This is a genomic window from Brevundimonas sp. 1080 (assembly GCF_040545985.1).
In the GTDB taxonomy this organism is placed as follows: domain Bacteria; phylum Pseudomonadota; class Alphaproteobacteria; order Caulobacterales; family Caulobacteraceae; genus Brevundimonas.
The window spans coordinates 344,927-371,499 of sequence record NZ_JBEPMW010000001.1 but is presented as its reverse complement, the minus strand read 5'-3'; the positions used below and the strand labels follow the sequence as shown (position 1 = coordinate 371,499).

Below are 26,573 nucleotides of genomic sequence, written 5' to 3'. Positions count from 1 at the left end.
AATGAGCCAAGGAAGCGCAAGCTACCGGATGACCCTCGCCTGCGGGCGGCTTTTGATGCTCGACGAGATCAATGCGCTGACGTCGCGCTGGAACGAAGCCCTGGCCGCCAGCCAGACCGACGAACAGACCTTCCAGACAATATCCAACGCCTGGCGCGACATGGGCGCCTTCATCAGCCGCGCCGTCTTCCAGAACGCCGCCGACGTCCGCCGACTATCGCTCGAACACCGCTGCCAAAGCGCCGGCAACGACAACGGCTGAAGCGATTGCTCAGACCGCGTTCTGACGACCCAGTGCGCCGGGACCACTCGAGAGTCTCCCAAGCACCACGCGAAAAGCACCTAATCTTTCCGGCTGCTGATTAATGCAGCCTGTGATGGCGCCTCCGTTTGTTCTGGGTTTGCGTTGACGGCATGCAGCTAGGGGCGCCGGAAAGCACACTAAACAAGCTTGGCGGATCAGCTTCTCCGGCTCAACCAATGATCCAGGCTGATCGGCCCGGCGCCGAACCTGATGATGTAGAGCAGCACCGTCGCCCAGAGCAGGTGGGTCGGCCAACCGAGGGGATAGACGAAAACCTCGATCACTATGGTCATGCCCAGAAGCGCGAGCGCGGCGAAGCGGGCGCCGAGGCCGAGCACCAGCAGGATCGGGAACAGATGTTCTGAATAGGTCGCCAGGTGGGCGGCGATATCGCTGGGGATCAAAGGCAGTCGGTATTCCTGGGCGAACAGAGCATAGGTGCTGTCGGTGACGGTCAGCAGGCCCTCCACCTTTGTCCGGCCGGAGAGGAAAAAGACGGCCGCGATCGATACACGCGCGATCAGGCTGAGCACCGGCAGGGGGATCGCAGCCTGGGCCAGGCGTGGGAGGACCGCCAAGGAGGGGCGCGGCGACGATACGGCGGTCAGTTCGGTCATTGTGGCGCTCCGGTTTCGATACGGGTGAAGGCGCCGCTCAGAAGCAGATCTCTGAACAGCTCGGACAGATTGGCTGCGGGATCGGCGGCGAGGGCGGCGAGCGCCGCCGCTCCGACGGTGTGGCCGTGCCGGCAGGCGTCGAGGAAGGCGAACTGGGGCCGGTTCAACCGATGGGTCTGGACCTCCATTTCCGGACGCACGATCAACACGCCCTCGGGGGACTGGTCCCACACCATGTCGTCCGGAGGCGTAGCCAGGCGATTGGCCAGCCAGATCGATGGCGCGGTCCAGTCGAACCAAAAGACTTGCGCAGACGGATGCAGGACCGCGTAGCCGGCGTTGAGAGCAGCGTGCGACAGGGCGGCGACCGTCCCAGGGGGCAGGGTCGGTGCGTCAGCGGCGCGGTGCGCGCGGCTCCATGCGCGATCAAGACGGGCGACAGGCGGCAGAAACTGAAATTCAAACGCGGGCGGAAACGTCGCCAGCCACTCCGGGAAGCCCTCGCCATAGGCATCGAGAACCGGGGATGAGGGAGGCGCGCTGTCGGCGTAGATCAGAGCGGCGTCGCGAAACCAGTCCGGACCGACCAACCGTTCGACAGTCGGATAGAGACCCGCCAGGGCGTCGGCCCGCCCCTTGGCCACCGTGTTTCGATAAACCGCCAGTCCGGGCGCATTTGGATCCGCCAGCCACGGTGTGAGCACGGAGCCCTGCCCCTGCAGGGCCAGGGAGAAGCTCGCATGAAACGACAGCATCTGATCGTCACGCGGCGCACTGGACATGGCAGGCCTCCATTATGGCGACGGCTTGATCGCGTTCGGCGATCAACTCGGCGAAGTCGGGAATGTTGTCGTCGCGCTCGATCAGCGTGGGACGCGGCCCGATCCGGGCAAGGGTCTGGGCATAAAGGGACCAGACCGTGTCGCTGACCGGCGCGTCGTGGGTATCGATCAACAGCGCCTCTGCGTGGACGGGATCGGGCGCGAAACCGGCCAGATGGATCTCGCCGATGAGATCAGCCGGAACGGCCGCCAGATAGTCCGACGGGTCTGCGCCCAGATTGTTGGCGCTGATGTGCACATTGTTCAGATCGAGCAGCAGGCCACAGCCTGTCGCGGCGGCCAGTTCGACCAGGAAGTCAACCTCCCCCATCTCGTGGCCTTTCAGGTCAAGGTAGAGGGACGGATTCTCGATCAGCAGGCGTCGGCCCAGTGCGTCCTGCGCGCGCCCGACGTTGTCGCTGACCCGCTTCAACATCTGTCGGGTGCGCGGAAACGGGAGCAGATCAGGATGATAGACGCCGCCGCCCCGCGACCAGGCCAGATGCTCGGACATCAGAAACGGCTCGAACCGGTCAGCGAGCGTCTTGAGCCGCGCCAGATGCTCCGGGTCCGGCGCCTCGTCTCCGCCGAGCGACAACCCGACACCATGAAGGGACAGAGACTTTTCTCGGCGGATGGCCTCCAGCCATTTCAAGCGAGGGCCGCCATCGATCATATAGTTCTCGGGATGGACCTCGAACCACAGACCGGCCGCCGGAGACGCCAGAGCCTCGTCGTAATGGCGGGCCTTGAGGCCCAGTCCCACAGTGGGGACAGGCGTCGTGGCGGTCGATCCATGGTTCATCAGTCCAGTTCCGATCAGCGCGAGACGGGCGTCAGCGAGCCGTTGCCGCGCGGGGTGCGGATGCTGGTGCAGGTGCCGGCGGGCGTGTGCTTCCAGGCGTTGCCCTGATAGTCGCGCACCGAGGTGCCGGCGCAGGTCGTGCCGGGGCCGGCGGCGCAGTCGTTCTTGCCGGCCAGAGCGATGCCGTAGCATTTTTCCATGGCGGCCGGTTTGGCCTCGGCGTTCCTGGTCGATTGGGCGTGCGCCATGCCGGCGCCGGCGGTAAGGGCGACAAGGGTTGCGGCGGCGATCTTGGTGCGGGTCATGCAAGAGGTCCTTCTCAAAAGGCACGGCCGTTCGTGGCCGCTGAATCCGCCTTTCGCCGACGACCCGCCGCGCGTTACATTTTCGAGCCAACTATTTTTCGTGCATCATTTTGCGAGACGCCATGTAACCGTCGCGGTCTCCGCAGCGTAGGTCGCAGTCGCACGTGCTTGACCGGGAATCACAACTCAAAGCCTTGATGCTCAAAGGCCTGGACGGTGACGCGCAGGCTTGGCGCGTGCTGCTGTCGGACCTGGCCGCGCACCTGCGGCCCTTTTTCAAGCGCCGTCTTTTCAACGGAGAAAGCGACGCGGAGGACCTCGTGCAAGAGACCCTGATCGCCATTCACGCCAAGCGCGCCACATGGGATCGCAACCAGTCGTTCACGGCCTGGGCCTTCACGATCGCCCGCCACAAGCTGATCGACCACCTGCGCCGCCAGGGCCGACGCCTCACTGAGCCGCTGGACGACGCAAGCGTGCTGCTGGCCGAGCACACGGTCGAGGACGGGGTCATGCGACGCGATTTGACCCGCGCCCTGTCGATCCTGCCGGCGCGACAGCGCGCCCTGATCCATGATGTGAAAGTCACCGGGCTGAGCGTGGCCGAGGCGGCCGAGCGTCACGGCTATTCCGTCGCCGCCGCCAAGGTCAGCATCCATCGCAGCTTCAAGGCTTTGACCGCGCGCTTTGCGGCTGGAGCAGCAGGGTCCAACGATGAAGACTGACGACCTGATCACCAGCCTGGCGCTGGACTTGCCGCCCACGTCTCAAAGCGACGTGGACCGTCGTGTTCTGCTGTTCATGCTGCCGGCGGCGGGCGTCGCCCTTTCCGGTGTTGTGTGGTGGCTGGGACTGAGGCCGGATCTGATGTCGGCCGTCGCCGGACCGACCTTCTGGGCCAAGGCGGCCTATACGGCCGCCCTGTGCGCCGCCGGCTTCTGGCTCCTGGATCGACTGGGGCGGCCGGGGGCTTCGACGCGCCGTCCCACAATCCTGTTAGCAGCCATTTTGGCCGTCGCTGCGGGATGGGCTGTCGTGGAGTTGCTGGGCGCTGCGCCTGACGCGCGAATGGACATGGTCATGGGTCGATCCGCCAGGGTCTGTCCGACCAACATCCTGTCGCTCGGCGCTCTAGCGGCGCCGTTCATCTTCTTCGCTGCGAGACGATTCGCCCCTGTGAAACCCGCTTTCGCCGGCGCCGCCGCCGGTCTTTTGACCGCAGGGCTGGCCGCGACCGCCTATGGCCTGCATTGCCCCGAGCACACGGCCGCCTTTGTGGCGGTCTGGTACACCTTGGGCATGGGCCTCGTCGCGGCCCTGGGCGCTGCTCTGGGTCGTTTCGCCCTCCGCTGGTGAGCATGTGCGCGACACTGCAGTTGAGCGGTCTTGAGGCGCTTCCGAGTGGTTTCGACAAACAGAGTGGTAGGCCCGGAGGGACTCGAACCCCCAACCAGACCGTTATGAGCGGTCGGCTCTAACCATTGAGCTACAGGCCCCCAAGGCGCGCCTCGGCGGTAGGGGTTTCGCCTAGCAGGCGCGGGCGCGGCTTGCCAAGCGGGGGCGGGCAAGAAGGCGATCTTTCGGCGATTTCACGAAGATGAACGGAAACTGCCAAGGCGCACGGGCGTTGGTTCAGGCGAGAACGGCCAAGGTCGTTGCAACGGATCGGCGAATGCGCCGGTCCCGGATCGCTTACGGAGAAGACTGCATGACCCGCACCCTGGCCGCCGCCCCCCTGAAGACCCTGTCGTTGAAGACCGTCGCCCTGGGCGGCGCCGTCGCCGCCGCCGCCTTCCTGGCCGCCGCCACGCCGCGCGCCATGGCTCAGACGGCCGAACCCATGGGAGCCATGCACATGATGCAACCCGCGCCGTCGCTGAACCTGTCGGCCTACGGCGAGGTGAAGGCCGCGCCGGACATGGCCACCATCACCTTCGGCGTCCAGACCGAGGCAACGACTGCCCAGGCCGCTATGCGCGATAATGCTGCGCAAATGACGCGCGTGGTCGCCGCCCTGCGCCGCGCGGGCGTCGCTGAACGCGACATCCAGACCTCGGGTCTGAACCTGTCGGCGCAATACGACTACGTCCAGAACGAGCCGCCCAAGCTGCGCGGCTACCAGGCTGTGAACCGTGTGACGGTGGTCATCAACGACCTGAGCAAGGTCGGTACGACGGCCGACGCCGTGGTCGCCGCCGGCGTCAACCAGATCGACGGCATCAGCTTCGGCCTGAAGGATCCGACCGCCGCCGAAAACCAGGCGCGCCAGCTGGCCGTGCGCAACCTGCAGGCCAAGGCCCAGCTGTACGCCCAGTCGCTGAACGTCCAACTGTCGGGCATTCGCAACCTGACCGAGGGCGGCGGCTATGCGCCCCAGCCGCCGATGCCGATGTTCGCCGCCCGCGCCGTGTCGATGGACCGGGCCGAGAGCACGCCGGTTTCCGCCGGCGAACTGACGGTGCGGATCGACATCACGGGCGTCTACGACATCGCCCGCTGATCGCATCGATCGGATAAAGAAAAGGCCCGCCGTCGCCGGCGGGCCTTTTTGCATTCTGAGAGGCGAAGCGCCTTAGCCGGCGGTCTTGATCGCGTTGGCGTCGTCCAGCAGGACCACGTTCGGGTTCCACTGGCGCGCCTCTTCCTGCGGCAGCTGGCCATAGGTGACCACGATCACCTTGTCGTTCTTCTGCACCAGGCGGGCGGCGGCGCCGTTGACGCCGATGACCTTGGAGCCGCGCGGCGCCTCGATCGCATAGGTGGTGAAGCGCGCGCCATTGGTGATGTTGAGCACATCGACCTGCTCGTGGGGATAGATGCCGGCGGCGTCCAGCAGGTCCATGTCGATGGCGATCGATCCCTCGTAATCGAGATCGGCCTGGGTCACCGTGGCGCGGTGCAGCTTGGACTTCATCAGGGTGACCAGCATCGTGCGGTCTCCAGCAAGAAAAACGCGGGGCGCAGGCCCTCGCTCACAGGCGGCTCATATAGGGATTTCCGGGCCTCGCATCAATCCGCACGCTGCGTCGCAGCAATCGGGTGCGGCTGCGAACGCGACGTCGACCGACGGATTGCACGCGCTTCATTTGACGACGGCCCGCGTCCCCCTATGCTGGCGACGCCATTTCCGGCCTGCGAGCGCGCGTTTTCCCTCCGATGAAGCAATTCTTCCTGACGGTCCTTGGTGTCTTCACCGGGCTGATCCTGTTCGTCGTCGTCATTCCCGTGGTGCTGCTGACGGTCGCTGTCGCCTCGTCGTCCAAGCCGACGACGCCGGCGACCACCGTGCTTGAGCTGGACCTGCGCGGCGGCGTCAGCGACCAGCCGTCGTCCAATCCGTTCGCGGCCTTCGGCAGTTCCGGCCTGGCCCTGACGGACGTGGTCGATGGCCTGCATCAGGCCCAGAGCGACAGCAGCGTCAAGGCTCTGCTGATCCGCCTTCCGGAAAGCGGCATGACGCCCGCCACGGCCGACGAACTGCGCCAGGCCATCCATCGCTTCCGCAACGCAGGCAAGCCGGTCATCGCCCACAGCCAGGGCTTCGCCCCGTCGGGCGCGGTGATGTCCACCTATATGGTCGGGGCCTCGGCGTCGGAGCTGTGGATGCAGAACACCGCCGGCTTCCAGGCCACGGGCTTCTCGGCCGACAGCCTGTTCCTGGGCCGCGCCTTCCAGAAATACGGCGTCAAACCCGAGTTTGAACAGCGCTACGAGTACAAGAACGCCGTCAACGAATACACCCAGAGCGATTACACCGGCCCGCACCGCGAGGCGATGACGGCCTGGATGACGTCGATCTACGACACCGCCCTGGCCAACGCGGCCAGGGACCGCAAGACGACGGCCCCGGCGCTGAAGACGGTGATCGAGGCCGGCCCCTATTCGGCGGAACAGGCGCTCAGCAATCGGCTGATCGACAAGGTGGGCCAGGTCGAAGAGGCCGAGATCGCCATCAAGACCCGCGCCGGCAAAGGCGCCGAGATCGTCGAGTTCGGCAAATACGCCAGCCAGAAGGGCGAACGCACGGGTTCGGGCAAGAACGCCATCGCCATCGTCGGCGGGGAGGGGGCCATCGTCACCGGGCGCGGCGGCGGCGCCAGCTTCGGCGGGGGCTCGTCCATCCATTCCGACGACACGGCCGAGGCCATCTACGACGCGATCGAGGACAAGAGCGTCAAGGCGATCGTCTTCCGCGTCTCATCGCCGGGCGGTTCGCCTGAAGCGTCCGAGCAGATCCTGGCCGCCGTGCGCGCGGCGCGGGCGGCGGGCAAGCCGGTGGTGGTGTCCATGGGCGCCTATGCGGCCTCGGGCGGTTACTGGATCAGTTCCGAGGCCGACTGGATCGTGGCCCAGCCCACGACCCTGACCGGCTCGATCGGCGTGTTCGGCGGCAAGTTCGTGCTGGCCGATGCGCTGGGCCGGTTCGGCGTCGACATGCGTGAGCTGACGGTGGGCGGGGACTACGCCGACGCCTTCTCGCCGACGCAGGAGTTCACGCCCCAGCAGCGCGCGGCCTTCGCCGGTTCGATGGACCGGATCTACGACGACTTCATCACCCGTGTGGCGACGGGCCGCAAACTGTCGCCGGACCGGGTGCGCGAAATCGCCAAGGGACGCGTCTGGACCGGCGCCCAGGCCCTGCCGCTGGGTCTCGTCGACCAGCTGGGCGGCGTGACCGAGGCGGTGAACAAGGCCCGCCAACTCGCCAAAATTCCCGACAATGAGCCCGTCCGCTTGAAGCATTTCCCCAAGCAGCAGTCGCCGTTCGAGGCCCTGTCGGAAATGTTCGGCGTCCAGACCGAGGCCGCCAAGGCCCTGGTCATGCTGGGCGGGGTCATGGCCGATCCCCAGGCCCAGGCCGTGATGCGCCGGATCGACAGCGACCGCATGCGCAGCCAGGGCGCGGTGGTTCTGGCCGATCAGCCGATCTTTTGACGGAGCACGGCGCACGCGACCGTGCGTCGCGGTCCATTGACCGCAGGCCCCGATGGACCGACATTGCGTGTCAGGCGTTCCCCGGATCGCCTGAAAGGATGATCCATGTTCCAGCCTGAACGTCTCGCCGCCATCGGCCATGCCGCCCGCCGCCGTCCCAACGGCCTGGTGGCGTCGGTCATGTGGGTCGCCGGTATGATCGCCGCCGTCTGCGCCATGGCGGTCGGCGCCGTCCTCGCCGTCTTCACCGCTGCGGCCGTGGCGGTCATCGCCCTGTTCGCCGGCGTTCTGGTCTTTCTGGTCGGTCTGGTCATGCGCACCCGCCGCAATATCGCGCCGCGTCGCCGCAACAGCGATCCCGACCTGATCGAGGCCCACAAGGTGGACGGCGCCTGGGTCGCCTATGGCTGGGAGCGCAACGGCCGCTGAGCCGACGCCGCCCATGACATCCTACATCGACGCGCCTTCGCCCAACTTCGACGCGCGCCGTGCGCCGCCGGACATGCTGGTGTTGCACTACACCGGCATGCAGACCGGCGAGGCCGCTCTGGCCCGCCTGCGCGACCCGGAGGCCAAGGTTTCGGCCCACTATCTGGTCGAGGAAGACGGCCGCGTCTTTCAGCTGGTGCCCGAGGAGCGCCGCGCCTGGCACGCCGGCTGCGGCGTCTGGCAGGGCGAGGACGACTGCAACGCCGCCTCCATCGGCATCGAGATCGTCAATCCCGGCCATGAGTTTGGCTACCGCGCCTTCCCCGAAGCGCAGATCGCAGCCGTCATCGCCCTGATCTCCGATATTCGCAGTCGCTGGACCATCGCCGACAACCGCATCATCGCCCATTCCGACCTGGCGCCGGATCGCAAGGAAGATCCGGGCGAGCTTTTCCCCTGGAAACGCTTGGCCGAGGCCGGGCACGGCCTGTGGTTCGAACCGGCGGCCGAACGGGTGCAGGCCTTGGGCGGCCTGCTGCAGAAGGGCGATCAGGGCATCGGCCCGATGGTGCTCAGCGCCGGCCTGCATCGGCTGGGCTACGGCCTGAAAGCCAGCGGCGACTACGACGCCGCCGTCGAAACCGCCGTCCGCGCCTTCCAGCGTCATTGGCGCCCGGCCCGCGTCGACGGCGTCGCCGACGGCGAAACCCGCGCCCGCCTGGTCGGCCTGCTCCAACTGGTCAGCGCCGAGAGTGTCACGGGCGTATTGAATTGACGTTCGCGCCGCTAACGCGCATCTAGCGCGCGCCAGACGGCTGGGCGGTCGCGGCGGACTTCGCGTCCGTCGAGGAAAGTCCGGGCTCCACGGTGAAAAGGCGGCGGATAACTTCCGCCCGGGGTGACCCGAGGGATAGCGCCACAGAAAGCAAACCTCCGGCCTTGCGAGGCCGGTAAGGGTGAAAGGGTGGGGTAAGAGCCCACCGCGGACCTGGCAACAGGGACGGCATGGCAAGCCCCGCCTGGAGCAAGACCAAATAGGGACATCGCGCGGGCTCGCTCGCGGGGCTCACCGCCTCAGATGTCCGGGTAGGTCGCGAGAACCGATCAGCAATGGTCGGTCCAGAGGAATGATCGTCGCCGATCCGGGCCTCGGCTTCGGAGCGGAACAAAACCCGGCTTACAGGCCGTCTGGCATACTTTTTCTCTAGGCTGATCGGCTTTCGGCCTACTTGAGGCCCGGAGGTTCGGGCGTTGGTGCCCTCCCTAAGCGCGTCGCCTAATCCGAGTTTGGATTATCCCCGCATTTCAGCGTTCTGGCGGCGGTCCCGCGTTTTCGCGCGCGTTAACCTATTGTCTGGCAATGGAAGGTTAGAACGCCTCACAGCCTGTGAATACTTTGTTTGTTCCGTGTATGTTCCGGCTGTTCGAGCGTGCTTAAGTCGTCACACGTCAAAACATGGTTAAATCTTGGCCTTGATCCCATTGAGGCCCATTTCATCCCATGCTATCCCAGCGCCATGATTTGGGGCTGAGAGGCGGGCGCGGCGGGCGTTCGTCAGGGCATCTAGGGACGGGCCGAAGGGCTCGATTGGACAGGGCGTGTTTCTCTCGACCTATGAGAAGCAGCTGGACGGCAAGCGCCGTCTCCTCATCCCCAACGATTTCCGCACGACCGAAAACGGCGCCGCTGGCGGCGTGTTCATCTTCCCTTCGATCGAGGCCGACTGTCTGGAAGCGGGCGGCGACCGCCTGTTCGCCGTCTATGCCGAAATGATCGAAGCCCTGCCGTTCGGCTCCGAGGAGCGTTCGGCGCTGGAGTGGCAGGTGATGGGCGAGCAGGTGCGTCTGGCCTACGATTCCGGCGGTCGGATCACCTTGCCTGAGGCGCTGTGCGCCGAGGCGGGTTTGGGCGACACCGTCGTCATCGTCGGCCTGAACGACCGTTTCCAGATCTGGTCGCGCGAGAAATGGGCGGCGCGCCGCGCCGAGCAGCGCGCTCTGGCCAAGGCCGGCATGGCCCAGATCGGCGCCCTGAAGCTGGCGGCCCAGATGAAGCTGGCGGGAGGCGGATCGTGACTGACGCTTCCCCCAATTCTCCCCACGCCCCCGTCCTGCTGGCCGAGGTGATCGAGGCCCTGGCGCCCGCGCCCGGCGATGTCGTGATCGACGCCACCTTCGGCGCGGGCGGCTATACTCGCGCCATCCTGAAAACGGGCGCCCAGGTCGTCGCCCTGGATCGCGACCCGACGGTCCAACCGCACGCCGACGCCGTCGCTGACGACTTCCCCGGCCAGTTTCAGCTGATCCGCACGCCCTTCTCGGGTCTGGCCGGGGCGTTCGCCGACAGCGGCAAGGCGAAGCTGGACGGCGCGGTCTTCGACATCGGCGTCTCTTCGATGCAGCTGGATCAGGCCGAGCGCGGCTTCTCCTTCATGCGCGACGGTCCGCTGGACATGCGCATGTCCGATGAAGGCGCGACCGCCGCCGACATCGTCAATACCTGGGACCACGGTCCCTTGGCTCACATCTTCAAACTGTATGGCGAAGAGCGCCAGTCGGGCCGCGTCGCCACCGCCATCCTGCGTCGCCGCGCCGAACAGCCGTTCACCCGCACCCTGGATTTGGCCGAGGTGGTCGAAAAGGCTCTGGGCGGCCGTCGCGGCGCGCCCATTCATCCGGCGACGCGGGTGTTCCAGGCCCTGCGCATCGCGGTCAACGACGAGCTGGGCGAACTGGAGCGCGGTCTGGAGGCCGCCGAGGCGACGCTCGCCCCCGGTGGACGCCTCGCCGTCGTCACCTTCCATTCGCTGGAAGACCGCATCGTCAAGGCCTTCCTGACCGAGCGCACGGGCAACAGCCCCGCCGGTTCGCGTCACGCCCCCATGGCCGTCGATCCGCGCAAGCCCAGCTTCACGCTTCAGTTCAAGGGCGCGCGCGAGGCGGGCGACGAAGAGCGTTCCACTAACCCCCGCGCCCGCTCGGCCAAGCTGCGCGCCGCCGTGCGCACCGACGCCCCGGCCTGGGGTCGGATCGATGGGAGAGCGGCGGGATGACCACGGCGCCCTTCTTCACCTATTCCCGCACCGCCCTTCAGCGTCTGTTCGACTGGAAGGTGCGCGGCGTGCGGTGGGTCGAGATCATCGGCGTGGCCCTGGTCGCGATCATGATCGTCTCGGTCTATGCGGCCAAGGCCGCCGCGGCGCGCGAAAGCAGCCGCATCGCCCAGATCGAACAGGACATCCGCGAGAACGGACAGCGCGTCCGCCTGCTGCGCGCCGAGGTCGCCCGGCTGGAGCAGCCCGCGCGTCTGGAAAGCCTGTCTCGCCAGATCGGCATGGCTCCCGTCGCCGTCGCCCGTCAGGCCAAGGAAGGTCAGCTGACCGCCCTGAAGCCCGTCGCCGCTCAACCCGCCGCGTCCGCGCCTGCAGCCGCGCCGGCGCCGGCCGCCGTCGCCGATGACGCGCCCGTCCCAACGCCCTCGCCGGAGCCGGCGCAATGAGCGTTCAGGATCATCGCTATCATCGCCCCGCGCCGGGCGCCGATTTCCAGGAACGACTGCAAGGCCGTCTGTCTCCCTTCTGGCGCTGGCTGACGGAACTGGTCTGGCGGCTGGAGCACGGCTTCGAGCGCGCCCGCGCCGACGCCCGCCCGGAAGAGGACACGCGCGTCCGCATCTTCCTGATCCTGATCGTCTTTTCCTGCGTCTTCGGCGGCCTGGCCATCGGCGCATCTTATAAGGCCCTGTTCGCCCCGGCCAACGGCGTGGGCCGCGGCGTCAATCCGAACGCCCTGGTGCGCGGCGACCTGACGGACCGCAATGGCGAGCTGCTGGCCACCAACATCGTCCACTACGGCCTCTACATCGACCCGGCCGAGATCTGGGATCGCGACCTGGCCTATCGCCAGATCCGCCGCGCCTTGCCGCGCATCTCGGCCGAGCGTCTGAAGAAGGTGCTGGGCGGTGACCGTCGTTTGATCGCCCTGACCGGCCTGACGCCTCAGGAAAAGGCTGCCGTCCACGACCTGGCGCTGGGCGGCGTCACCTTCGAGCCCGAGGACCGTCGCGCCTATCCGCTGGGAACGTCGGCCGTCCATCTGATCGGCGACGCCGACACGGGCGGGCAGGGCGTCTCGGGCGCCGAACTGGCCTTCAACGACGAGATCCGCGCGGCCGGTCAGCGCGGCGAGGCCTTCCCCCTGTCCATCGACCTGCGCGTGCAGGGCGTTCTGGAAAACGAACTCGCCGCCGCCGCGATCAAGAACCAGGCCAAGGGCGCGGTCGGCATCGTCACCGACGTCCAGACCGGCGAGGTGCTGGGCATGGCGTCCTGGCCGACCTTCAACTCGGCCGATCGCGGCGCGGCGCCCGACGGCGCCACCCTGAACCGCGCGGTTTCGGGCCACTACGAAATGGGATCGGTGTTCAAGACCTTCACCGTCGCCGCCGGCCTCGACACCGGCCGGGCCGACATGAACACCCTGTTCGACGCCTCCCAGGCCTTCCAGATCGGCGATCGCAAGATCAAGGACTTCCACGCCCAGAACCGGGTGATGACCCTGGAAGAGGTCTATCTGCACTCCTCCAACATCGGCACGTCGCAGCTGGCGGTGCAGATGGGCCCCAACACCATGCGCGACTATTTCCGCCGCCTGGGCCTGCTGGATGCCGCAAAGATTGAGCTGAAGGAATCGGCCAAGCCCGTCGTGCCGCGTCGTTGGGACAACTCGACCCTGGCGTCGCTGTCCTTCGGCTACGGCATCATGATCACCCCGGCCCAGATGGTTCAGGCCATGGGCGCCCTGACCAACGGCGGTCGGATGATCCCGCTGTCGCTGCGCAAGGGCGGCGCCCGCAACGTCCAGCCGCAACAGGTCGTCACCGAAGAGACCTCGCGCGCCATTCTCGACCTGCTGCGTCGCAACGTCGTCAAGGGTTCGGGCGGTTTCGCCGACGCGCCGGGCCTGCGGGTCGGCGGCAAGACGGGCTCGGCCAACAAACTGGTCGGGGGTCGCTACGACCCCAGCCACGCCCTGGGCTCCTTCGCGGCGGTCTTCCCCGTCGATGGCCCGCTGAACGGCAAACGCTACGCCATCCTGATCGTGATGGACGAGCCGGGGACCTATCCCAAGACCGGCGCCTATGTCGCTGCGCCGGCCGTGCACAATATCGCCGACCGCATTGCCGGCTTCTTGGGCGTCGAACGCCGCGACGACCGCTGGCGCACGGCCTCGGGCGAGAAGATCCCGCAATATCAGGACGTGGCGGGGGACGGGCTTTGAGCGCGCTTCACCTGTCCGACCTGCTGCGCCGCGACGTGTCCTCGGACCCCGTCATCACCGGCGTCACCGCCGACAGCCGCAAGGTCTCGCCCGGCGCCCTGTTCGTCGCCCTGCCGGGCACGGCCGCCGACGGCCGCGCCTTCATCCCCCAGGCCCTGGCGCAAGGGGCCGCTGCGGTTCTGGCGCCGACTGACACGCCGGATGGTGCGGCGCCCGTTCTGGTCACCTCGGGCGACGTGCGCCGGGCCTACGCCATCGCCGCGCGCGGCTTCTACGGCGCCCAGCCCAAGACCTGCGTCGCCGTCACCGGCACCAACGGCAAGACGTCGGTCGCCACCTTCTGCCGCCAGATCTGGGCCGGGATCGGCCACAAGTCCGCCAGCATGGGCACGCTAGGCGTCATCGGCCAGAAGGGCGTCAAGACCTACGCCCTGACCGGCCCCGGCCTGACCAGCCCCGACGCCGCCGAGGCCGCGCGCCTGATGGCCGAACTGGCCGCCAAGGACGTGACCCACGTCGCGCTGGAGGCCTCGTCTCACGGCATCGATCAGCGCCGCCTGGACGGGGTCGCGTTGAAGGCCGCCGCGTTCACCAACCTGACCCAGGACCACCTCGACTATCACGGCACCATGGCGGACTACCGCTCCGCCAAGATGCGGCTGTTCGAGACCCTGCTGCCGCGCGGCCGCACCGCCGTGCTGAACGCCGATTCCGACGCCTATTCGGTCTTCGCCTCCGCCTCGATCATGGCGGGCCTGGGCGTCATGGGCGTGGGCGAGCGCGGTCGCGACCTGACCCTGATCGGCCGTCGCGCGACGCCTGAGGGCCAGCGTCTGACCATCGACGTGCGCGGCGACATTCGCGAAATCCTGCTGCCCCTGGCCGGCGCGTTTCAGGCGTCCAACGCCCTGGTGGCGGCCGGTCTGTGCATCGCCGCCGGCGATCCTGCCGACGCCGTCATCGGCGCGCTGGAAGGCCTGACCGGGGCGCAAGGCCGCCTGCAGCGCATAGACGGGGGCCTAGAAGGCCGGGGCGAGGTCTATGTCGACTACGCCCACACGCCCGACGGGCTTGAGACGGTGCTGAACGCGCTGCGTCCGCACGCGACTGGCCGACTGATCGTCGTCTTCGGCGCCGGCGGCGACCGCGACCGTGGGAAGCGCCCCCTGATGGGCGAGATCGCCGGGCGTCTGGCCGACATCGCCATCGTCACCGACGACAATCCGCGGTCCGAAGACGCCGCCGCCATCCGCGCCCAAGTCCGCGCCGGCTGCCCGGACGGGATCGAGATCGGCGACCGCCGCGCCGCCATCGAGGCCGCCGTCGAAATGATGCGTGACGGGGATGTGGTGGTCATCGCCGGAAAAGGGCATGAACAGGGTCAGATCGTCGCGGGCGTCACCCACCCCTTCGACGACGCCACTGTCGCGTCCGAGGCCCTGTCTCTCTATGCCTGAAAACTCCGCCCGCCCGCTCTGGTCGGCCGCCGAAGTCGCCGCCGCCACGGGCGGCGTGCTGCACGGCGACGACCGCCCGATTACGGGCCTGACCTACAACAGCCGCGAGATCGTCCCCGGCGATCTGTTCCTGGCGCTCAAGGGCGCACGCGACGGGCATCAGTTCACCAGCGGCGCCTTCGCATCGGGCGCCGCAGCCGCCCTGGTCGAACATCCGGTCGAGGGCGGCCCTTGCGTCGTCGTGCCCGACACCTTGCGCGGCCTCGAAGCCTTGGGCGTCGCCGCTCGCGAGCGCGCGCCCCATGTAAGGCGCGGAGCCGTGACCGGCAGCGTCGGCAAGACCAGCGTCACCCAGGCGATCAAGGCGGGCCTCGACCTCGCCGGTCGCGCCCACGGCTCGATCAAGAGCTACAACAACCACATTGGCGTGCCCCTGACGCTGGCCCGGATGCCGGTCGAGACCCAGCGCGCCGTGTTCGAGATCGGCATGAATGCGCCGGGCGAGATCGCGCCCCTGTCGCGCTTCGTCGCCCCCCACGCCGCCTGCGTCACCACGGTCGGTCCGGTCCATATCGAGGCCTTCGCGGACGGCGAGGCCGGGGTCGCGCGTGAAAAGGCGACCATCTTTCAGGGTCTGGTCCCGGGCGGTGCGGCGGTGGCGAACGGCGACGTCGCCTTCTCGGCTGTCCTGTGCGACGCGGCCAAGGCGGTCGGCGCGCGCCTGCTGACGTTCGGATCCGACGCCGGCCATGACGCCCGCCTGCTGGACTTCCGGCCGGACGCCGAGGGCGCGGCGGTCGTCGCCGAACTGTTCGGGCGACGCATCGACTATCGCCTGGCCCAGTCCGGCGCCCACTGGGGCCTGAACAGCCTGTGCGTCCTCTTGATGCTCGACGCGCTAGACGTGACGTTGGAGACGGGTCTTGAAGCCCTGGCGGGGTTCCAGCCGCTGGCTGGGCGCGGCCAGACGCGCACGGTCACGACGCCGGACGGCGCCTTCACCCTGATCGACGAAAGTTACAACGCCAATCCGCTGTCCATGGCCGCCGGGTTCAAGACCCTGGGCGCGCGCTCGACCTCGGGCCGCCGCGTGGTGGTGCTGACCGACATGCTGGAGCTGGGCGAGCAGAGCCGCGACCTGCATGAAGGCCTCGCCGGCCCCATCGACGCCGCCGGCCTCGACCTGGTCCACGCCGCCGGGCCCGAGATGCGCTGGCTCTACGACGCGCTTCCGGTTTCTCGACGCGGCGTCTGGCGCGCGACGGCGGCGGAACTGGCGGCCGAGGCGGCCCTGCTGGTCGCGCCCGGCGACATCGTCATGGTCAAGGGCTCGAACGGCTCCAAGGCCTCGCTGGTGGCCAAGGCGCTCGCGAACCTCAGTAGCGCCGAAGGCGTCCCCTCAAGCAGTGACGCCCCGCGGGCGTCGCGGTAGGGAAGAAACATGTTTTACCTGCTCTATCTCTACTACGCCGACGTGGCGCACCAGTATCCGCTGCTGAACCTGGTTCAGTACCAGACGGTGCGCGTGGCGCTCGCCATGGCCACCGCCATGATCGTCGCCGTCGCCATGGGCAGCCGCTTCATCAACTGGATCCGCGCCAAACAGGGCCGGGGCCAGCCGATCCGCGACGACGGCCCGGTGTCCCACCTGTCCAAGGTCGGCACCCCGACCATGGGCGGTCTGATGATCCTGGCCGGCATCGGCGTGGCGGTGCTGCTCTGGGGCGACCTGACAAATCCCTACATCTGGATCGTCAGCTTCGTGACGGCGGCCTTCGGCGTGCTGGGCTTCATCGACGACTACGCCAAGGTGACCAAACAGACCTCGGCCGGCCTGACCTCCAAGCAGAAGCTCCTGGCCCAGACCGTCGTCGCCGTCGTCGCCGGCGTCCTGACCGTGCTTTGGATGACGGTGTCGCCGACCTCGCCGGGGCTTGAGACGTCGATCGCCTTCCCCTTCTTCAAGGCCGTGCTGCTGAACATCGGCTGGTTCTATGTGGCGTTCGCGGCCTTCACCATCGTCGGCTTCTCGAATGCGGTGAACCTGACGGACGGTCTGGACGGCCTGGCGACCGTGCCGGTGATGATGGCGGCGGGCGCGTTCGGCGTGATCAGCTACCTCGCGGGCAACTTCGTTTTCGCCCAGTATCTTCAGGTCCACCACGTGCCTGGAGCGGGCGAACTGGCCATCTTCTGCGCGGCCATGATCGGCGGCGGCGCGGGCTTCCTGTGGTACAACGCCCCCCCGGCCAAGATCTTCATGGGCGACACCGGTTCGCTGGCTCTGGGCGGCGCCCTGGGCGCCATCGCCGTCACCACCAAGCACGAACTGGTCCTGGGCATCGTCGGCGGCCTGTTCGTCATGGAGGCCGCCTCGGTCATGATCCAGGTCGGCTATTACAAGCTGACCAAGAAGCGCATCTTCCTCATGGCGCCGGTTCACCACCATTTCGAGAAGATGGGCTGGCCGGAATCCACCGTCGTCATCCGCTTCTGGATCATCGCCGGCGCCCTGGCCCTGCTGGGCCTGTCGACGCTGAAGCTGCGCTGATCCGATGATCCCCGTTCCCGGCTTTGAAGGCAGGCGGGTCGCGGTCTTCGGCCTGGGACGGTCGGGGATCACGGCCGCGCGCGCCCTCCAGGCCGGGGGCGCGATCCCGATCCTTTGGGACGACGGCGAGGCCGGCCGGGCGCAGGCGAAAGGCGAGGGCTTCACGGTCGAGGACCTGACCGCCGCCGACTGGTCCGACTTCGCCGCCCTGGTCCTGTCGCCCGGCGCGCCCCTGACCCATCCCAGGCCGCACTGGACCGTGGACCTGGCCCGCGCGGCCGGCGTGCCCGTCCTCGGCGACATCGAACTGTTCGCCCGCGCCCTGGCCGACCGGCCGAAGGATCAGCGGCCGCGCGTCGTCGCCATCACCGGCACCAACGGCAAGTCCACCACCACCACGCTGATCGGCTGGGTGCTGAAGTCGGCGGGCCTGACGGTCCACGTCGGCGGCAATATCGGCGTCGGCGTCCTGGCCTTGCCCGAACCGACGCCCGACGCCGTCTATGTGATCGAGGTCTCCAGCTATCAGCTGGACCTCACCACGACATTCGCCCCCGACGTCGCCATCCTGACCAACATCAGCCCCGACCACCTGGACCGCCACGGCGGCATGGACGGCTATGTCGCGGCCAAGGCGCGCATCTTCGCCAATCATGGACCGGATGGTGTGGCCCTGGTGGGCGTGGACGATACCTGGGGGCAGCAGATTGCGAGTGACCTGTCAGATCGCGCCACCGTCATCTCGACCCACCCCTCACAGAGAGCAGAAGGCTATGTCGCGCAGTCGGGCGCTGTTCTGAAGGATAGCGAACTGGTCGCCGATCTCACCGCCGCGCGCTCGCTTCCCGGCCGCCACAACGCCCAGAACGCCGCCTTCGCCTATGCGACCGCGCGCGCCCTTGGTCTGGATCATGACGCCGCCCTCGCCGGCCTGCTGTCCTTCCCCGGCCTGGCGCACCGTATGGAGGCGGTCGGCCGCCTCGGCTCCGTGCGCTTCATCAACGATTCCAAGGCCACCAACGCCGACGCCGCGCGTCAGGCCCTGGCCTCCTATCCGTCCGTCTTCTGGATCGCCGGCGGCGTGCCCAAGACCGGCGGCATCGCCGACCTGGCCGACCTCTTCCCCCGCATCGCCAAGGCCTATCTGATCGGCGACGCAGCCGCGGCCTTCGCCGCCACACTGACTGACACGCCCCACGTCATAGCCCACACCCTCGACGCCGCCGTCGCCGCCGCCGCCGCCGATGCGGCCTCGGCCGGCGGCGACCAGATCGTCCTTCTGTCCCCCGCCTGCGCCAGCTTCGATCAGTTCAAGGACTTCGAGGCGCGCGGCGAGGCCTTCCGCGCCGCCGTCCTGGCCCTCGGCGCCGTCCCGGAAACCGCGTCATGAGCGCTCCCTACACCCCCGCCTTTTCCCGTAACGATCAGAGCCATGTGGCCCAGTGGTTCTGGACCGTGGATCGCGGCCTGCTGGGCGCGGCGCTCGCGCTGATGGCCCTTGGCGTGGCGCTCAGCTTCGCCTCCAGCCCCGCCGCCATCCTGGCCGATGAATCGATCACCGACCCCTTCCACTATTCGTGGCGGATGATGGTCTTCTCGGGCGTGGGGCTCAGCATCATGCTGACGACCTCGCTGATGTCGCCGCGCGGCGTGCGACGCATCGCGGTCCTGGCCCTGTTCGGCGCCATCGTCGTGATGATGGCTCTGCCCTTCATCGGCGACACGGTGAAGGGTGCCGCCCGCTGGGTCAACTTCGGCCCCTTCAGCCTGCAACCGTCCGAGTTCGCCAAGCCGGGCCTGATCGTCTTCGCCGCCTGGATGTTCGCCGAGGCGCAAAAGGGGCAGGGGGTGCCCGGCGTCACCATCGCGTTTGGTTTCTATGCCCTGACCGTCTCGCTGCTGCTGATCCAGCCCGACATCGGCCAAACGCTTCTGATCACCACCACCTTCATGGCCGTCTTCTTCATGGCGGGCGTGCCGTTCAAATGGATGGCGGTTCTGGCCAGCTTGGGTATGGCGGGGCTGGTGTCGCTGTATTTCGTCTTCGGCCATATGCGCGACCGCCTCAGCCGCTTCTTCTCGCCCGAGACGACCGACACCCACCAGATCGACAGCGCGTCCGAGGCCATCCGCGCCGGCGGCCTGCTTGGACGCGGCATCGGCGAGGGCGTGATGAAGCGTCGCGTGCCCGACCTGCACACCGATTTCATCTATTCCGTCGGCGCCGAGGAGTTCGGCCTGATCCTCAGCCTGATCATGATCAGCCTCTATGCCTTCATCGTCATTCGCGGCATGCGCCGGGCCATGAAGCTGACCGATCCGTTCGAGCAGACGGCGGCGGCGGGCCTGTTCATGCTGATCGGGCTTCAGGCCTGCATCAACGTCGCGGTGAACCTGAACCTGATCCCGACCAAGGGCATGACCCTGCCCTTCATCAGCTATGGCGGCTCCTCCATGCTGGCCATGGGCCTGACCATGGGCTTTGCCCTAGCCCTGACGCGGCGCAGACCCGGCGCCTACGAACCCGGCGCCAGCCTGACCATGGGCCGGCGGTTGCTGTAGTTCTCTTTCGTCGTCGCTTGATCTCGCTACGCCAGTCGGAGGAGGACGAAAGAGCGGTTAGCCAGCCTTCTTTGACGAAAACATCCGGACGATTTCCGTCGCTTACCGCTCGCGATCGACCGTCTCCTGCCCACGCTGTAAAACCGTGCGATCCTGTCGCCGCCCCATTCCTCGCCGCACCATTCCCCGCCGGCATTAGACAGATTAGACGAATTAGACGGTGTTTTTGCCTGCCCACCGTCTGAACTTCAGACTATTCAGACCCTCTTTTTCGGAGCCTCGCCCATGACCAAGCTCTGCGTCGTCGCCGCCGGCGGCACCGGCGGCCATATGTTCCCGGCCGAGGCGCTGGCGCGCGAGATGGCGGCGCGCGGCTGGCGCGTGGTCCTGGCGACCGATCACCGGGGCGAACAATACGCCCACGCCTTTCCGGCCGAGGAACGGCTGGCGTTGGACGCCGCCACCGGCTCCGGCCCGCTGGGCCTGATCAAGGCGGGCGTCGCCATCTTCAAGGGCGTGGTCCAGGCGCGAACGGCCTTCGACCGGCTGGGCGCCGACATCGTCGTCGGCTTCGGCGGCTATCCGTCCGCCCCGGCCCTGGTCGCCGCCATCACGTCCCAGCGCCCGACGGTGATCCATGAACAGAATGCGGTTCTGGGCCGCACCAACCGCATCCTGGCCCCTTATGTCGGTCAGGTCGCCTCGTCCTTCCCGACGCTGGAACGCGCGCCGGCCAAGGTCCAGGGCCGCTCGCACGTCGTCGGCTCGCCGGTGAGGGCTGAGATCCGCGCCCTGTTCGACCGCCCCTATGTCGCGCCCGCCGCCGATGGCCCGATCCATCTACTGGTCACCGGCGGCAGCCAGGGCGCCCGCATCCTGTCCGAGACTACGCCCCGCGCCCTGGCCGCCCTGCCGGAAGCCCTTCGCCGTCGCCTGAAGGTGCAGCAGCAGTCACGCCCCGAGACGCTGGAGGCCGCGCGCCAGATCTATCTGGAGGCCGGGATTGAGGCCGAGGTCGCCCCCTTCTTCCGCGACATGGCTGAACGGCTGTCCAAGGCGCATCTTGTTGTCGGCCGCTCCGGCGCCTCGACCTGCGCCGAACTGGCGGTCGCGGCCCTGCCGTCCGTTCTGATCCCGCTGAAGATCGCCACCGACGACCACCAGCGCCTGAACGCCAAGGCCCTGACCGATGCGGGCGCGGCCGAGGTCATCCTGGAAGACGACCTGACCGTCGATCGCCTGGCCTCGACCCTGACCGGCGTCCTGTCCGATCCGGCGCGCCTGTCGGCCATGTCCGCCGCCGCCCGCAGCGTCGCCATCGCCGACGCCGCCCAACGCCTGGCCGACCTCGTCGAGGCGACGGCAGGCCGTGCATAATGTCTCCTCCCCACGTGTGGGGAGGGGGACCGCGTAGCGGTGGAGGGGTTTTCGCGCCGAAGGAACCCCTCCGTCACGGCGCAAAGGGCGCGCCGCCACCTCCCCATCGCTTCGCGACAGGGAGGAGACATCAACCCTCTCGGCCCTGACGCGTTAGGAAGCCCATGCCTCCCGAAATCATCGCCGTCACTCGCCAGATCCGCGCCCTGTGGCACCGGTTCGACTGGCTGCCCGAATGGGCGGTCATCGGCCTGGTCTTGTTGGTCTTCGTCGGCGGCGGCTGGCTGACGCACAAGATCGTCTTCGCCATCCTGCGTCGCGTCGTTCGGAACAAGGATCTCTTCTGGCGCGGCGTGGTCGAACGCGCCCGGGTCAAGCTGCGCGTCCTAATCATCATCATCGGCATCGGCATCGGCGTGACCGTCTCGCCCATGGATCCCGGCCCTTCCGAGGATATCCGCAGCGCTCTGCTGTTCCTGTTCATCCTCACCCTCGGCTGGATGGCGTCGGGCGTGCTCGACATGTGGTCGGTCATGCATCTCAAGCGGTACAATATCGCCGTCGAGGACAATCTGCTGGCCAGGAAGCACCTGACCCAGACCCGCATCCTGCAGCGGGTCGCCAAGGTCGTGCTGTTCATCGTCACCGTGGGCCTGGCTCTGATGACCATCGCCGGCTTCCGTCAGTGGGGCGTCAGCCTGCTGGCCTCGGCCGGCGTGGTCGGCATCATCGCCGGTCTGGCGCTTCAGCCGATCCTGACGAACATGGTCGCCGGCATCCAGATCGCCCTGACCCAGCCCATCCGCCTGGACGACGCCGTCATCGTCGAGAACGAGTGGGGCAATGTCGAGGAAATCACCTCGACCTATGTGGTGGTCAAGCTGTGGGACTGGCGCCGGATGGTGCTGCCCCTGTCCTACTTCATCACCAAGCCCTTCCAGAACTGGACGCGCGAGAACGCCCGCCTGATCGGCGTCGCCTTCTTCTACGTCGATTACGAAGCGCCCATCGACCGGCTGCGCACCGCCTTCGAGGGCATCGTCAAGGCGTCGAAACACTGGGACGGCGACGTGCAGGTGATGCAGGTCACCGACATCACCGAACGCGTGCTTCAGGTGCGCTGCCTGGCCAGCGCCCGCTCGGCCCCGGTCGCCTTCGACCTGCGCTGCGAGATCCGCGAGAAGCTGATGGCCTTCATGCGCGACGAATGCCGCGGGGCCCTGCCGCGCGACCGGATCGAATGGCCACAAGGGTCGGACAAGCCCGCCGAGGGGGCCGTTAGTCCGCCAGCGCCCTTTGTCCCTGGCTGATGGCCTGCTCCAGCGTCAGCGCCTGGGCCGGCCGTTCGGCTCCGCAGGCGATAGCCAGCAGCTCGGCTGCATCCCCGCCCGGCGCGGCGTCATAGGCGGGGGCGGCGTCGGGCGTCGCCGGCCCTTCCGTCCCATCCGCCTTCAAAGAGGAGAAGTCCAACCGATCCGCCGTCCTCGCGCGGCAGTCGAACGCCCACCGCGACCAGCCCCCGACATAGGTCACATCTCCGACCTTGAACCCGGCCTCGGTGACCTGCAGCTCCCGCATCCGCGCCACGTCGCCCTCGCGTTCGATCGAGGCCACGTCGGCATAGATGGCGAACCGCCCCACGCCGGTCGGGACCAGCTGCGGATCGGCGAGCGCGAGCAGCAGGGCGATCATGCGACCAGGGTCTCCGCCTGTTTCAGGTCCACGCTGACCAACTGGCTCATGCCGCGTTCGGGCATGGTGACGCCGTACAGCCGGTCCATCCGGCTCATGGTCACGGGGTTGTGGGTGATGACGATGAAGCGGGTGTCGGTGCGGCTGCGCATCTCGTGCAGCATCCGGCAGAAGCGGTCCACGTTGGCGTCGTCCAGCGGCGCGTCCACCTCGTCCAGCACGCAAACCGGCGCTGGGTTGGCCAAGAAGACGCCGAAGATCAGGGCTGCCGCCGTCAGCGCCTGCTCGCCCCCGCTCATCAGGCTCATGACCGACAACCGTTTGCCGGGCGGGCAGGCGTAGATCTCCAGCCCCGCCTCCAGCGGATCGTCGCTCTCGACCAGCTTCAGCTCCGCCTGGCCCCCGCCGAACAAAGCTTCGAACAGGGTCTTGAAGTTGGCGTTGATCACGTCGAACGCCGCCACCAGCCGCTCACGGCCCTCGGCGTTCAGCTCGTCGATGCCGTCGCGCAGCTTGGCGATCGCCTGGGTCAGGTCGATGCGCTCCGACTTCATGCTGTCCAGCCGCTCGCCGTATTCGACCGCCTCGTCCTCGGCGCGCAGGTTGACGGCCCCCAGGGCCTCGCGTTCGCGCTCCAGCCCATAGAGCAGGCTCTCGGCGCCGGCGGCGTCGGGCGGGCGGGCGATGGCGTCGTCGGTCAGCTTCTGACCCAGATCCTGCGGCGACATCTGCGCCGTCTCGCGCAGGGTGGCCTCCGCCTCGGCCAGCTTCTCGGCTGCGGCCTCGGCGCGGGCGGACAGGCCGGCGCGCGCCTCGCGGGCCTGCGACGCGGCGGTCTCGGCGGCGCGCGATGCGCGGTCGGCCTCGGTCGCCTCGGTCTCGGCGACAGCCACGGCGTCCGACGCCGCTTGTTTCCTCTGTTCGGCGGCGACCAGCGTGTCCAGCAGCTTGCCGCGCTGTTCGGCGAAGCCCTGAGGCGCGACCTCGGCCTGCTTCAGCAGGGCGGCCGTCCGGTCGGCGTCCTTGGCCAGGGCGGCGACGCGGCCGGCGCTGTCCCTGGACCGCGTGACCCAGCCTTCGCGCGCGCGGGTCAGGCTGCCCAGCCGCTGCTCGCGGCCCTGACGATCGCGGGCTTCGGCATCGCGGTCCGACCGGGCGGTCTGGGCGGCGGTGCGGGCGGCGTCGGCCGTGGCGCGGGCGGCGGTCAGTTCGTCGCGCAGGTCGGCGATCGTCTCGGACGGGGCGTCGGTGGTCTGGGCGGCTTCCAGGGCCGCTTGCGCCTCGGCTGCGTCGGCCGCCAGCCGGGTCACGGTGTCGTCCAGCGCCTGGGCGCGGGCCTCGCGGCGGACCTGTTCGCGGGCCAGGGTTTCCACGCGGTTGCGGGCGGTGGTCACGGTCTTTTCGGCGGCGAAGGGCTTCAGGCGTGCGGCCTTGACCGTCTCTTCGGCGGCGCGGAAGGCTTCCGTCGCCGACTTCTGGGCCGCCTGCGCCTGATCCAGCGCTGGTCTGCCCTTGTCGATCTCGGCTTCAAGCTCGGCCAGTCGCGTGCGCTGTCCCAGCCGCACGGCGGCCGGACGCGGCGCCTCGGCGCGGCTGACGAACCCGTCCCAGCGATAGAGGTCGCCCTCGACCGTCACCAGGCGCGCGCCGGGCGGCAGAAGCCCCGCCAGCCGGGCCGCCTCGGCCTTCGGCGCCACACCGCAAAGAGCGAGCCGCGCGGTCAGCTGTTCCGGCGCTTGAACATGATCCGAAAGCGGCGTGATCCCGGCGGGCCAGGACGGGGAGGGCGCGTCCGCCCCGCCCCAGTAGGCGGCGGCCTTGGCGTCCAAGGCCGCGTCCAGATCGTCGCCCAGCGCGGCCGCCAAGGCGGCCTCGAATCCCTTGTCGGCCCGCACCTTGTCCAAGGCGGGGGGATGGTCGCGCTTTCCGGTGACCAGCAGTTGGGCCAGACCCCGCGCCTCGGTCTGAAGTCGGCCCAGCCGGTCCTCTGCGGCGCGGGCGGCGGTGCGGGCCTCTTGTTCGGCGCGGGCCAGGTCGCCGCGTGTCGCCTCGGCCGCCTCGACGGCGTCGCGCGCCGCGACAAGGTCGGCCTGCGCCGCTTCCAGCGCCTGGCGGGCGGCTTCCAGCTCTAGCGTTTCCAGCGGCCCTAGAGCCTCGCGTTCGCGGCGGGCCTGATCATGCTGGGCGATGACGCGGGCCAGTCGAGTCTCGGCGTCGCGTTTGCGGGCTGTCTCGGCGTTGGCGCGGGCCTCGACGGCGGCCAGCATACCCGCCAGCCGTTCGACCTCGCCGTCGGCGGCCTTGCGGGCGTCCTCAGCGGCGGTCAGAGCCTTGTCCAGTTCGGGACCACGTTCGGGGGCGCCGGCGATCTCGGCCTTCAGCCGGGCCAGTTCGTTGTCGAGCCGGTCCAGTTCGCGCTGGGCGTCGGCGGCCATGCCGTCTTCGCGCGCGGCGTCGGCGGCGATGCGGACGGCCTCGGCCTTGAGGCGATCCACTTCCGCGCGGGCGGCCTGTTCAGCCATGTCCAGCCGATCGCGCTCCAGGCTGGCGCGATGCAGCAGCGCGGAGGCGACGGCGTCTTCTTCCCGCGCGGGCTTCAGGGCTTCCTGGGCGGACAGGGCGGCCGTCTGGGCGGCGGCGGCGGCGGTCGTGGTGTCGGCCACCGCCCGGTCGGCCTCGCGCAGTTCGGCGGCGGCGGCCTCTGCGGCCAGGCGCGCGTCGTTCCAGCGCACATAGAGCAGGGCGGCCTGAAGGGCGCGGATCTCTGCTGAGATCTTCTTGTATTTCTCGGCCTGACGGGCTTCGCGCTTCAGCCGGTTCAGCGCCGTCTCCAACTCGCGGCCGATGTCGTCCAGCCGGTCCAGATTGGTCTCGGCGGCCTTGAGGCGCAGCTCGGCCTCGTGCCGACGGGTGTGCAGACCGGCGACGCCGCCCGCCTCTTCCAGGATGCGCCTGCGGTTCTGCGGCTTGGCGGCGATCAGTTCCGAGATCTGGCCCTGACGCACCAGGGCGGGCGAGTTGGCGCCGGTCGAGGCGTCGGCGAACAGCAGCTGCACATCGCGCGCGCGCACCTCCTTGCCGTTGATGCGGTAGGTCGAGCCCTGGCCCCGGTCGATGCGGCGCGACACCTCCAGCACGGGGCTGTCGGTAAAGGGTTGGGGCGCGCGGCGCTGCGCATTGTCGATGGTCAGGCTGACTTCGGCGTGGCTGCGCGGGGGACGGCCCGCTGCGCCGGCGAAGATGACGTCGTCCATGCCTTGGCCGCGCATGGCCTTGGCCGAGTTGGCGCCCATGACCCATCGCAGGCTTTCAAGGACGTTGGACTTGCCGCAGCCGTTGGGGCCGACCACGCCGGTCAGACCGGATTCGATGTGCACCTCCGCCGGATCGACGAACGACTTAAAGCCGACGAGCCGGAGGCGCTGGAACTGCATCGTC

The 26,573-nt window shown here is 68.4% G+C and carries 25 protein-coding genes, 1 tRNA gene and 1 other RNA gene; 19 read left to right on the top strand and 8 right to left on the bottom strand.

The features are described from left to right. The first annotated feature begins 1 nt into the window (after nucleotide 1). Nucleotides 2-262, top strand: coding sequence for a hypothetical protein (locus ABIC32_RS01915; protein WP_137722168.1), 261 nt, complete (start codon nucleotides 2-4; stop codon nucleotides 260-262). A 197-nt stretch (nucleotides 263-459) separates the two neighbouring features. Here the strand turns inward: ABIC32_RS01915 and ABIC32_RS01910 are convergent, their stop codons facing one another. The 4 genes from ABIC32_RS01910 to ABIC32_RS01895 are packed head-to-tail and all read right to left on the bottom strand — an operon-like array spanning nucleotide 460 to nucleotide 2,852. Then, on the bottom strand, nucleotides 460-921 hold the full coding sequence (locus ABIC32_RS01910) for a DoxX family protein (RefSeq protein WP_354071938.1): 462 nt from the start codon (nucleotides 919-921) through the stop codon (nucleotides 460-462). Further along, nucleotides 918-1,703 carry an HvfC/BufC N-terminal domain-containing protein gene (locus ABIC32_RS01905; RefSeq protein ID WP_354071936.1) on the bottom strand — a complete coding sequence of 262 codons (786 nt, stop codon included), beginning with the start codon at nucleotides 1,701-1,703 and terminating at the stop codon, nucleotides 918-920. The genes ABIC32_RS01910 and ABIC32_RS01905 overlap by 4 nt, the downstream gene beginning before the upstream one ends. After that, nucleotides 1,684-2,547, bottom strand: a complete 864-nt coding sequence (gene bufB, locus ABIC32_RS01900; protein WP_354071934.1) for an MNIO family bufferin maturase — start codon at nucleotides 2,545-2,547, stop codon at nucleotides 1,684-1,686. The genes ABIC32_RS01905 and bufB overlap by 20 nt, the downstream gene beginning before the upstream one ends. Nucleotides 2,548-2,561: 14 nt before the next feature. Continuing rightward, nucleotides 2,562-2,852 carry a BufA1 family periplasmic bufferin-type metallophore gene (locus ABIC32_RS01895; RefSeq protein WP_066623386.1) on the bottom strand — a complete coding sequence of 97 codons (291 nt, stop codon included), beginning with the start codon at nucleotides 2,850-2,852 and terminating at the stop codon, nucleotides 2,562-2,564. 197 nt (nucleotides 2,853-3,049) lie between these two features. On the opposite strand from ABIC32_RS01895, the gene ABIC32_RS01890 reads away from it, so the two are divergent. Next, nucleotides 3,050-3,577, top strand: a complete 528-nt coding sequence (locus ABIC32_RS01890) for a sigma-70 family RNA polymerase sigma factor (RefSeq protein WP_373427513.1) — start codon at nucleotides 3,050-3,052, stop codon at nucleotides 3,575-3,577. Then, on the top strand, nucleotides 3,567-4,208 hold the full coding sequence (locus tag ABIC32_RS01885; protein WP_354071931.1) for an NrsF family protein: 642 nt from the start codon (nucleotides 3,567-3,569) through the stop codon (nucleotides 4,206-4,208). Before ABIC32_RS01890 ends, ABIC32_RS01885 begins: the two co-directional genes overlap by 11 nt. Nucleotides 4,209-4,272: 64 nt before the next feature. Here ABIC32_RS01885 and ABIC32_RS01880 read toward each other — a convergent pair. Continuing rightward, nucleotides 4,273-4,348: transfer RNA gene (locus ABIC32_RS01880), tRNA-Ile, on the bottom strand. Between the two features lie 212 nt (nucleotides 4,349-4,560). Between ABIC32_RS01880 and ABIC32_RS01875 the strand changes: the two genes are divergently transcribed. Then, nucleotides 4,561-5,352: an SIMPL domain-containing protein gene (locus ABIC32_RS01875; protein ID WP_354071929.1), complete on the top strand. Its 792-nt coding sequence runs from the start codon at nucleotides 4,561-4,563 to the stop codon at nucleotides 5,350-5,352. Between the two features lie 72 nt (nucleotides 5,353-5,424). Here the strand turns inward: ABIC32_RS01875 and panD are convergent, their stop codons facing one another. Continuing rightward, nucleotides 5,425-5,781 carry an aspartate 1-decarboxylase gene (panD, locus tag ABIC32_RS01870; RefSeq protein ID WP_039246844.1) on the bottom strand — a complete coding sequence of 119 codons (357 nt, stop codon included), beginning with the start codon at nucleotides 5,779-5,781 and terminating at the stop codon, nucleotides 5,425-5,427. Between the two features lie 227 nt (nucleotides 5,782-6,008). Here panD and sppA point away from each other — a divergent pair, with 227 nt between their 5' ends. The 15 genes from sppA (at nucleotide 6,009) to ABIC32_RS01790 (ending at nucleotide 22,753) form a co-directional block, all read left to right on the top strand. Next, a complete protein-coding gene (gene sppA / locus ABIC32_RS01865) occupies nucleotides 6,009-7,787 on the top strand; it encodes a signal peptide peptidase SppA (RefSeq protein WP_354071926.1) in 1,779 nt (592 codons plus the stop codon). 105 nt (nucleotides 7,788-7,892) lie between these two features. Continuing rightward, a complete protein-coding gene (locus tag ABIC32_RS01860; RefSeq protein WP_017504540.1) occupies nucleotides 7,893-8,216 on the top strand; it encodes a hypothetical protein in 324 nt (107 codons plus the stop codon). Nucleotides 8,217-8,229: 13 nt separating this feature from the next. Continuing rightward, nucleotides 8,230-8,991 (top strand): N-acetylmuramoyl-L-alanine amidase, encoded by a 762-nt coding sequence (locus ABIC32_RS01855; RefSeq protein WP_354071924.1) that lies wholly within the window; start codon nucleotides 8,230-8,232, stop codon nucleotides 8,989-8,991. Between the two features lie 32 nt (nucleotides 8,992-9,023). Further along, an RNA gene (gene rnpB, locus ABIC32_RS01850) (RNase P RNA component class A) lies at nucleotides 9,024-9,412 on the top strand. A 403-nt stretch (nucleotides 9,413-9,815) separates the two neighbouring features. Then, on the top strand, nucleotides 9,816-10,292 hold the full coding sequence (locus ABIC32_RS15240; protein WP_017504538.1) for a division/cell wall cluster transcriptional repressor MraZ: 477 nt from the start codon (nucleotides 9,816-9,818) through the stop codon (nucleotides 10,290-10,292). Next, the gene (gene rsmH / locus ABIC32_RS01835) at nucleotides 10,289-11,269 is read left to right on the top strand and encodes a 16S rRNA (cytosine(1402)-N(4))-methyltransferase RsmH (protein ID WP_354071922.1); all 981 of its coding nucleotides are present in this window, start codon (nucleotides 10,289-10,291) and stop codon (nucleotides 11,267-11,269) included. Before ABIC32_RS15240 ends, rsmH begins: the two co-directional genes overlap by 4 nt. After that, the gene (gene ftsL, locus ABIC32_RS01830) at nucleotides 11,266-11,715 is read left to right on the top strand and encodes a cell division protein FtsL (RefSeq protein WP_306003192.1); all 450 of its coding nucleotides are present in this window, start codon (nucleotides 11,266-11,268) and stop codon (nucleotides 11,713-11,715) included. The genes rsmH and ftsL overlap by 4 nt, the downstream gene beginning before the upstream one ends. Further along, the gene (locus ABIC32_RS01825; RefSeq protein WP_354071919.1) at nucleotides 11,712-13,496 is read left to right on the top strand and encodes a peptidoglycan D,D-transpeptidase FtsI family protein; all 1,785 of its coding nucleotides are present in this window, start codon (nucleotides 11,712-11,714) and stop codon (nucleotides 13,494-13,496) included. The genes ftsL and ABIC32_RS01825 overlap by 4 nt, the downstream gene beginning before the upstream one ends. Next, entirely contained in the window at nucleotides 13,493-14,953 is a 1,461-nt protein-coding gene (locus ABIC32_RS01820) for a UDP-N-acetylmuramoyl-L-alanyl-D-glutamate--2,6-diaminopimelate ligase (RefSeq protein ID WP_354071917.1), read from the top strand. The genes ABIC32_RS01825 and ABIC32_RS01820 overlap by 4 nt, the downstream gene beginning before the upstream one ends. Then, complete coding sequence (locus ABIC32_RS01815) at nucleotides 14,946-16,385, top strand: UDP-N-acetylmuramoyl-tripeptide--D-alanyl-D-alanine ligase (RefSeq protein WP_354071915.1); 1,440 nt, start codon at nucleotides 14,946-14,948, stop codon at nucleotides 16,383-16,385. Before ABIC32_RS01820 ends, ABIC32_RS01815 begins: the two co-directional genes overlap by 8 nt. 9 nt (nucleotides 16,386-16,394) lie before the next feature. Then, complete coding sequence (gene mraY, locus ABIC32_RS01810; RefSeq protein ID WP_017504532.1) at nucleotides 16,395-17,504, top strand: phospho-N-acetylmuramoyl-pentapeptide-transferase; 1,110 nt, start codon at nucleotides 16,395-16,397, stop codon at nucleotides 17,502-17,504. A gap of 4 nt (nucleotides 17,505-17,508) precedes the next feature. After that, a complete protein-coding gene (gene murD / locus ABIC32_RS01805) occupies nucleotides 17,509-18,894 on the top strand; it encodes a UDP-N-acetylmuramoyl-L-alanine--D-glutamate ligase (RefSeq protein WP_354071912.1) in 1,386 nt (461 codons plus the stop codon). Further along, entirely contained in the window at nucleotides 18,891-20,066 is a 1,176-nt protein-coding gene (locus ABIC32_RS01800) for a peptidoglycan glycosyltransferase FtsW (RefSeq protein WP_055805836.1), read from the top strand. Before murD ends, ABIC32_RS01800 begins: the two co-directional genes overlap by 4 nt. A 285-nt stretch (nucleotides 20,067-20,351) precedes the next feature. Beyond that, nucleotides 20,352-21,443, top strand: coding sequence for an undecaprenyldiphospho-muramoylpentapeptide beta-N-acetylglucosaminyltransferase (gene murG / locus ABIC32_RS01795; protein ID WP_354071910.1), 1,092 nt, complete (start codon nucleotides 20,352-20,354; stop codon nucleotides 21,441-21,443). 164 nt (nucleotides 21,444-21,607) lie between these two features. Further along, nucleotides 21,608-22,753 carry a mechanosensitive ion channel family protein gene (locus ABIC32_RS01790; protein WP_153922532.1) on the top strand — a complete coding sequence of 382 codons (1,146 nt, stop codon included), beginning with the start codon at nucleotides 21,608-21,610 and terminating at the stop codon, nucleotides 22,751-22,753. On the opposite strand, the gene ABIC32_RS01785 is transcribed toward ABIC32_RS01790, so the two are convergent. Together ABIC32_RS01785 and smc are read right to left on the bottom strand one after the other, a co-directional pair. Further along, nucleotides 22,722-23,135, bottom strand: a complete 414-nt coding sequence (locus tag ABIC32_RS01785) for a surface-adhesin E family protein (RefSeq protein ID WP_055805826.1) — start codon at nucleotides 23,133-23,135, stop codon at nucleotides 22,722-22,724. The two genes, ABIC32_RS01790 and ABIC32_RS01785, sit on opposite strands and share 32 nt — an antisense overlap. After that, entirely contained in the window at nucleotides 23,132-26,569 is a 3,438-nt protein-coding gene (gene smc / locus ABIC32_RS01780; RefSeq protein ID WP_354071907.1) for a chromosome segregation protein SMC, read from the bottom strand. Before smc ends, ABIC32_RS01785 begins: the two co-directional genes overlap by 4 nt. Nucleotides 26,570-26,573: the final 4 nt, after the last annotated feature.